General features: G+C 68.3%; 1 pseudogene. It reads right to left on the bottom strand.

Annotated elements, in window-relative coordinates:
• A pseudogene (locus EN786_RS36770) lies at positions 1 to 322 on the bottom strand (PLP-dependent aminotransferase family protein); the annotation flags it as partial.

Here is a 322-nt window from a genome sequence, read left to right as displayed (position 1 = left end):
GCGCTCCAGGCAGGTGCGGGCAAAGCCGGCGCCGCGCCAGGGTTCGGGCAGGCGCAGCCAGGCATGCGTCGAGGTCGGGTGGCTCTGGATGTCAAAGCGGCCGAGGATTTCGGAGAGGATCGCCTGGCGCTGGCGCAGTTCCTGTTTCTGGATGTCGATGATGCGGGCGGCAGCACCTTCCTCGATCAATCTCGCGCCAATCAGCGCCGTCAGCGGGCTGATGCTCCAGCAATTGATGCGCAAGGCCGCCGCGACCTGGCCGGCGATCGGGCGCGGGGCAATGACGAAGCCGAGGCGAAGGCCGGGCGCCAGGCATTTCGAC

The sequence above is a fragment of the Mesorhizobium sp. M4B.F.Ca.ET.143.01.1.1 genome, from assembly GCF_004792275.1.
Taxonomy (GTDB): Bacteria; Pseudomonadota; Alphaproteobacteria; order Rhizobiales; family Rhizobiaceae; genus Mesorhizobium; species Mesorhizobium abyssinicae.
The sequence above is the reverse complement of the archived record's forward strand: the minus strand, read 5'-3'. Positions and strand labels throughout refer to the sequence as shown.